5 protein-coding genes are annotated in these 6596 nt (G+C 70.8%); 2 read left to right on the top strand and 3 right to left on the bottom strand.

Annotated features, from left to right (window positions below; translation table 11 throughout):
* Positions 1-98 precede the first annotated feature (98 nt).
* Entirely contained in the window at positions 99-1427 is a 1329-nt protein-coding gene (locus tag ACFWE2_RS23925) for a phosphatidylserine/phosphatidylglycerophosphate/cardiolipin synthase family protein (protein ID WP_377226709.1), read from the bottom strand.
* A gap of 216 nt (positions 1428-1643) precedes the next feature.
* Between ACFWE2_RS23925 and ACFWE2_RS23920 the strand changes: the two genes are divergently transcribed.
* Entirely contained in the window at positions 1644-3233 is a 1590-nt protein-coding gene (locus ACFWE2_RS23920; protein ID WP_377226708.1) for an FAD-binding oxidoreductase, read from the top strand.
* A 20-nt stretch (positions 3234-3253) separates the two neighbouring features.
* On the opposite strand, the gene ACFWE2_RS23915 is transcribed toward ACFWE2_RS23920, so the two are convergent.
* Positions 3254-4285 carry a tyrosine-type recombinase/integrase gene (locus tag ACFWE2_RS23915; RefSeq protein WP_377226707.1) on the bottom strand — a complete coding sequence of 344 codons (1032 nt, stop codon included), beginning with the start codon at positions 4283-4285 and terminating at the stop codon, positions 3254-3256.
* Between the two features lie 116 nt (positions 4286-4401).
* On the opposite strand from ACFWE2_RS23915, the gene ACFWE2_RS23910 reads away from it, so the two are divergent.
* Positions 4402-5448 carry an alcohol dehydrogenase catalytic domain-containing protein gene (locus ACFWE2_RS23910; RefSeq protein WP_377226706.1) on the top strand — a complete coding sequence of 349 codons (1047 nt, stop codon included), beginning with the start codon at positions 4402-4404 and terminating at the stop codon, positions 5446-5448.
* Positions 5449-5521: 73 nt separating this feature from the next.
* On the opposite strand, the gene ACFWE2_RS23905 is transcribed toward ACFWE2_RS23910, so the two are convergent.
* Positions 5522-6100, bottom strand: a complete 579-nt coding sequence (locus tag ACFWE2_RS23905; RefSeq protein ID WP_377226705.1) for a TOPRIM nucleotidyl transferase/hydrolase domain-containing protein — start codon at positions 6098-6100, stop codon at positions 5522-5524.
* Between the last annotated feature and the right edge of the window lie 496 nt (positions 6101-6596).

The following is a 6596-nucleotide window of genomic DNA, read 5'->3' as shown; positions in this document are numbered from 1 at the left end:
GTCGTTTGATTGACCGATCTCAGAGCAACCGACCGAAGTCAGCTGCCAGCACCGTGCAACCGACCGAAGTCAGCAGCAGGTGCGGGGCTGGCGGCTCGCTACAGCAGGGGGCGCAGCGGGATCAGAAGGTACTCGCCGATCTTGGCGAGCGCGCCGCGTTCCTCCCACTGCGCGAGGGTGAGCTCCTGCGCGTTGGACAGGTCCATGGCGAAGATGTCCTCCATGCGGCCGGCGAGGCCCGGGTCGACGACCTCGAGGTTGATCTCGTAGTTGCCGGTGAGGCTGAGCCGGTCGATGTTGGCGGTGCCGATGGTGGTCCAGCGGCCGTCGATGGTGGCGGTCTTGGCGTGCACCATGGCGCCCTGGTACAGGAAGATCCGTACCCCGCCGCGCAGCAGGGAGGCGTACTGGCCGCGGGCGAGCCAGTCCGCCACCACGTGGTTGGAGCGGTGCGGCACGAGGACGCGGACGTCGACCCCGCGTGCGGCGGCGGCCAGCAGCCCGGCGTGGATGTCGTGGTCCGGGATGAAGTACGCCTGGGTGATGTAGACGTGGCTGATCGCCCGGTCGATGGCGTCGAGGTAGATTCCGCGGATGGGGAACACGAGCTCGGACGGCGCGTTGCGCGCGGCCTTGAGGTGGGGCAGCCAGGTACCGGATCCGGCGTCGGCAAGGATGGGGTGGCGCTGCTTGCGGTGCCGGTTCCAGAAGTCGACGAACGCGTTGCGCAGCTCCCACGCGGAAGGCCCCTGGAGGCGGACGTGGGTGTCGCGCCAGTGCGTGGCGTACAGGGAGCCGATGTTGTACCCGCCGACGAACCCGGTCTCGTCGTCGACCACCAGGATCTTGCGGTGGTCACGACCCGAGGTGCGGATGTTGAGGTAGGCCATCCCCGGGCGCAGCACGGGGAAGCGCAGCACGTGGATGGCGGGCGGGAAGCGGAAGAACGAGTAGGGCACGACGAGGTTGGCGAAGCCGTCGACGATGACGTACACCTCGACGCCGCGCGCGGACGCGTCGATCAGGGCCTGCTTGAAGCGCTGGCCCATCTCGTCGTTCTTCCAGATGTACGACTCGAGCATCACGGTCTTGCGTGCCCCGGCGATCGCCTCGAGCATCGCCTCGAACAGGTCCGCGCCGTAGGTGTAGACCGTGGTCGCGGTCTGGTCGATGTGCTCGGTGAGCGGCTTCTCGGTGGGGAACTTCGACGTGAGCGGGTGCATGCGCCGGCGGATCTTGTCCGTGACGGTGAGCGCCACCGCCGCTCCGACCGGTACGGCGGCCGCGATGACCGCGGCCCGGGTCGCGAAGGTGCGGGCACGCTGCATGAAATCGGTCGGTACGTCGAGCGTGAGCTTGGGCAGATTGCTGGGCAGACCGCCCGGGAGGTTGCCGGGCAGATTGCTGAGGACCTTGCGAGACGCCACGGGCTCACGGTACCCGGTCTCAGATCCAGGATCGCGGAATTACGGTCGCCCGGGGCTGTCGCGCGGCCGGCACTCGATGGTGCGGCGCCGCCGCGTACCGCCGTCGTCGTTATTCGAGCGAATTCCGCCCCGCGTGTCCCTATGCTCACACCGACGAAGGGACTTTCCATGTCAGGACCGGGAGCCGCTCGCCGGGTGCGTCGACGGATACAGAGCATGCGGCGGTGGGGTCTGGGAGTCGTCCTCGTCGCGGTGCTCGTCATCGGCATCCTCGCGGGCGACAGGTACTCCTCCGCACCGGACGGACCGCGCACGTGTACCGCCGAGGTGCGGCCCGTCAGCTTCCCGGACACGGGCATCGGCCCGACCGTGCCGGCGCCACCGGAGACCATCCCGGAGCTCAGGGGCCTGACACAGATCGGCGGCGTCGTGAACGATGCCAGCTGCCTGAACGAGGTCCCCGTGCACGGTGTCGTGCGTCCTGGCAGCGAGGAGGACGTCGTTCAGGCGGTCGCGTACGCGCGACAGAACGACCTGGCGGTATCCGTGTCGGGGACACGACACGCGATGGGCGGGCAGGCGTCCTACCCGGGCGGACTCGTGCTCGACATGCGAGGGCTCGACGCCGTGACCGTGGATGCCGCGGCGGGCACGGTGCGGGTGGGAGCCGGTGCCACGTGGCGGAGCGTCCTCGAGACGCTGCACGCCAACGGCCGGGCGGCAGCCGCTATGCCGAGCATCGACATCCTCAGCGTGGGCGGGACGGTCTCGGTGAACGCGCACGGGGTCGACTTCCGGCAGGGATCGATCGCAGGGACGGTACGGTCCCTGCGGCTCGTGTCCGCGGACGGCACGGTGCGCGACGTCGACCGAGCGAGCGACCCGGACCTGTTCGCCGCGGTGATCGGTGGGTACGGGCTGTTCGGAGTGATCACCGAGGTCGAGCTGGAGACCGTGCCCGACACGGTGTACCGGCTGGAGCAGCGCGTCATCCCGACCGACCTCCTCGCGCGGACCTACCTCGATGAGGTCGTGCCCGACGAGGACGCGCGCCTGATGTACGCCCACCTGTCCACGGCGCCGTCGTCCTTCCTGACCGAGGCCATCCTCTATACGTACAGCGACGAGGGCGCTCCCGGCAGCGTGGCCGAGCCGATCGGGCCGCTGAAGGACACCCAGAACTCCCGTGTGGGACGGTTCGCACTGAACCTCGCCAGGCACGGCGGCTTCTTCCAGGAGGCGCGCTGGGTCGCGCAGAAGCACGTGCTACCGAGGTTTCAGCCCTGCGCCACCTCGCGCAACGCGGCACTGCGCGACGCCGAGGCGTGCATGGTCGCCCGGACCCAGGCCACGTACAACGGGCTGGGGCTGCTCAACCACAAGCTGCCGGATCGCACCGACGTCCTGCACGAGTACTTCGTGGAGCCGGACCGGCTCGGAGAGTTCCTCCGAGCGGCGGCGCCCGTGCTGCGGGACCACGACGCCGAGCTGCTCAGCGCGTCCGTCCGGGTCGTGCACCGTGACGAGGTGCTCCTGTCGTACGCGCAGGGCACCCGGCTGTCGGTGGTCCTGTATCTCAGCCAGGACCTGTCCGACGCCGGGAACGCCGACATGGCGGGGCTGACACGACGGCTGGTACGCGTCGCCCTGGAGCACGGTGGCACGTTCTACCTGCCGTACCAGCCCCACTACACGCGCGAACAGGTGGCGCAGGCCTACCCGACCCTCGACGAGTTCTTCGCGCTGAAGCGACAGCACGATCCCGAGGAGCGGTTCCGCAACGCGTTCTACACGCGGTTCTCCTGAACGGGCACGACGTCGCGCGATCAGTCGAAGGCGCCCGCCAGGGGATGGGACCGGATGGCGGCGGCGAGCTCGCCCTCGATGCGGTCGAGGTAGACGCCGGTGGTGGCGATCGAGGCGTGCCCGAGGAGCTCCGCGACGACCTTGACGTCCCAGCCGTCGGCCACCAGCAGCGTCGCCGTGGTGTGCCGCAGGGCGTGCGGGGTGGCCTCCCGCTGGTAAGGCGCAGGCATGCGGCGCACCGCACGGGAGAGCAACGCCCGGATCGCCTGGGTGTCGATACGGCGCCCACGCCAGGACAGCAGGAGGGCACGCTGCGCGTCGGCGTCCTGCGGGCGTTTGGCGGCCAGGGTGGGACGCAGGTCGGTGAGGTAGTCGTCCAAGGCACGGGCCAGGGGCGGGGACAGCGTCACCGTGCGGGTGTTGCCGCCCTTGCCGCGGATGCGCCAGGTGGTGCGTTCGGGCTCGCGCGCGACGTCGTCGACGTCGGTGCGAGCCAGCTCCGAGACACGCGGGCCCAGGACCAGGAGAAGCGCGACCACCAGGCGGTCGCGCAGCGCGAGGTCCTGATCGGTGCGGGCAGGGGTCTCGGCCGGACCGCTGGTCAGCAGGCTGCGCGCCGCGCCCGCCGACAGCGCCGTACGTGCGGTGCGCAGGGTCCCACGCACCTTGGCCGGTGGCGCCGCCCACTGCATGGGGTCGGCCTGGACCCAGCACTCCCGGGCCGCGTACGCGAAGAACCGGGTGACGGACTGCCGGAACCGGTTGACCGTGGCGGTGCTGCGCCCGGGCCCGGGTTTGCGGTCCGGATCGGTGTAGCGGGCGTCGGGCGCCGACTGGTAGCGCACCAGGACGGTGTCGACGTCGGAACCGGTGACGTCGTCGAGGATGCGGTCCCGCCCCGTGAGGCGGCCGAACTCGGTGACGTCGCGCGTGTAGCTGCGCGCCGTGGCCGGCGACAGGACACCACGGATCGTCTCGACCTCGACCGCCGCGAGGTAGCGGCGGATGGCTTCGGCGACGGTGACGCGCTCGAGGCGCGGGGGAGCGACCATGACCGCAACCCTAGGCGGGACCACTGACACTCCCGATATGCCGGAATGTGCTGCTGACCTGCGACGCGACCCGCACCTCTCGACAGGCGCCGACCCGGTCGTGATTCAATCCGCTCGTGCGCGCCATCGTCTTCGACCAGTTCCAGGGCCCCGTCGACGTCCGTGAGGTGGCCGACCCGACCGCCCCGGACGGGGGCGTCGTCGTGCGGGTGCACGCGACCGGGCTATGCCTGAGCGACTGGCATGCCTGGGCCGGGCACGACACCGACATCACCACCCTGCCGCACGTCCCAGGCCATGAGCTCGCCGGCACCGTGGCCGCGGTCGGCGCGGGTGTCACGAAGTGGCAGGTCGGGGACCGCGTGACCGTCCCGTTCGTCAGCGGCTGCGGCGCCTGCGAGTGGTGCCGCTCCGGGCAGGCGCAAGTCTGCCCGGACCAGACCCAACCCGGGTTCACGCACTGGGGCTCGTACGCCGAGCTCGTGGTGCTGTACGCGGCGGACGCCAACCTCGTCGCGATCCCCGACGGCGTCTCCTTCGAGACCGCGGCGAGCCTCGGCTGCCGCTTCGCCACTGCCTACCGGGCGGTGGCCGGACGCGCGCGCGTCCAGGCAGGGGAGTGGGTGGCGGTCGTCGGCGCGGGCGGCGTCGGCCTCAGCGCGATCATGATCGCCCTCGCACGCGGCGCCCGCGTCGTCGCCGTCGACCGGTCGGAAGGGGCGCTGGAGGCGGCCCGCCGAGCGGGCGCCGAACGCACGGTGCTCGCCGACGGTCGCGACGTACCCGCCGTCGTGCAGCAGATGACCGACGGCGGCGCGCACGTCGCGGTGGACGCCGTCGGGAGCGAGCAGACGTGCGCCGACGCGATCGGCAGCCTGCGCCGCCGCGGGCGCCACGTCCAGGTGGGCCTGTTCGCGCCGGTCGACGGCGGTCCGCGCGTGCCCATGGGTCGTGTGATCGCCTGGGAGATCGACGTGCTCGGCAGCCACGGGATGGCGGCCGCCGACTATCCCGAGATGCTCGGGCTCGTCGCATCCGGGACGCTGCGGCCGCAGGACCTGCTGGACCGTGTCATCGGCCTGGCCGAGGCGGCAGCGCTCGTGCCGACCATGGACACGGCGCCGCGCGCCGGGATGATCGTGCTCGACCCGCGGCGGGACTGACGCTCTTCGTGGGTGCAGGGGTGGGTGCAGGGGTGGGTGCAGGGGTGGGTGCAGGGGTGGGTGTTGGGGTGGGTCAGGTCGCCCAGCGCAGCACCGCGTCCAGCGGAGCGGGCACCCGGTCCAGCGGCAGCACCTCCGCCAGGCGGCGTCCGTAGCGTTCCTTGCGCCCGCCCTTGGACCCGATGAAGCGGTGCAGCTGCTGGGTGGTCGTGCGTTCGCGCTGAGCGGGCTGGCCCCGCAGCCGTTCGAAGCTGCGCAGCTCGCCCTCGGCGTCGATCAGGGCCAGGAACCCGTCGATGCCGATCGCCCGGATGAGCTCGTCCTCGAGGTCGCGGTCGCAGCGGAAGAATCCGAGGTCGGTCAGGGGAGTGGTCGCCGCCGGCGGGCGCAGGCCCACCCGGTCGAGCCCGTTGACGACGAAGCGTTCCTCGGCGGCGTCGTACAGCCCGCCCAGGCGGACGCCCTGGCCGCCGAGCGCCACCAGATGATGGCCGATGTTGGTGATGCCGCCCATCGCCACGACCTGCACGCCGAGGTCGCCGAGGGGGAGGCCCAGCCGTGCGGCCAGCGTCTCGACCGCCGCACGGTCGCTCTCGCCCTCGACGAGCAGCACGGTGCTCGTGGAAGCGGCGAGGACTCCTGCGAGGTTCATGGTTCCCGGATCGTATGCCGCGTACCGGGAGCTGACCGCAAGATTTTCGGGCTGCTACCGTGTTGACTTTGCTTCGTGGTTGAAGACCGTTGTGTTGCGCTATACACAATGCTATAGATGTCTTGCTGATCGGGGTTGGTTGGGGAGCGGGGTGACGTGCGCCGGCCGGTGAGCTGCTTCTGACGGCGCGCGGTGCTGGTGCTGGTGCTGACGGCGTGCGGTCCTGATCCTGGGCTCTGGCGCGGGGACGCGGTGCCGCGACGGTGAGGCGCGCGCGGTGATCCGTGCTGCTGGGCCGTTTGAGTGGCGCCCGGAGTGGGTCGCTGATCCGTGAGCTCGGTCGGCCGCATGGTGTTGCTCGTGACTTCGGTCCGTTGCTGGGGGCGCGCTCGGTGACTTCGGTCCATTGTTGGGACGTGCTCGGTGACTTCGGTCGGTTGCTGGGTGCGCTGAGCGACTTCGGTCGGTTGCACTGAGATCGGTCATTCAACCGACC

Source organism: Promicromonospora sp. NPDC060271, from assembly GCF_042726755.1.
Taxonomy (GTDB): domain Bacteria; phylum Actinomycetota; class Actinomycetes; order Actinomycetales; family Cellulomonadaceae; genus Promicromonospora.
The sequence above is the reverse complement of the archived record's forward strand: the minus strand, read 5'-3'. Positions and strand labels throughout refer to the sequence as shown.

Bases quoted from the DNA above. Each gene is read 5' to 3' on its own strand.
- ACFWE2_RS23920 (WP_377226708.1), top strand. From the start codon at position 1,644: ATGCGGCGGTGGGGTCTGGGAGTCGTCCTCGTCGCGGTGCTCGTCATC.
- ACFWE2_RS23915 (WP_377226707.1), bottom strand. From the start codon at position 4,285: ATGGTCGCTCCCCCGCGCCTCGAGCGCGTCACCGTCGCCGAAGCCATC.
- ACFWE2_RS23905 (WP_377226705.1), bottom strand. From the start codon at position 6,100: ATGAACCTCGCAGGAGTCCTCGCCGCTTCCACGAGCACCGTGCTGCTC.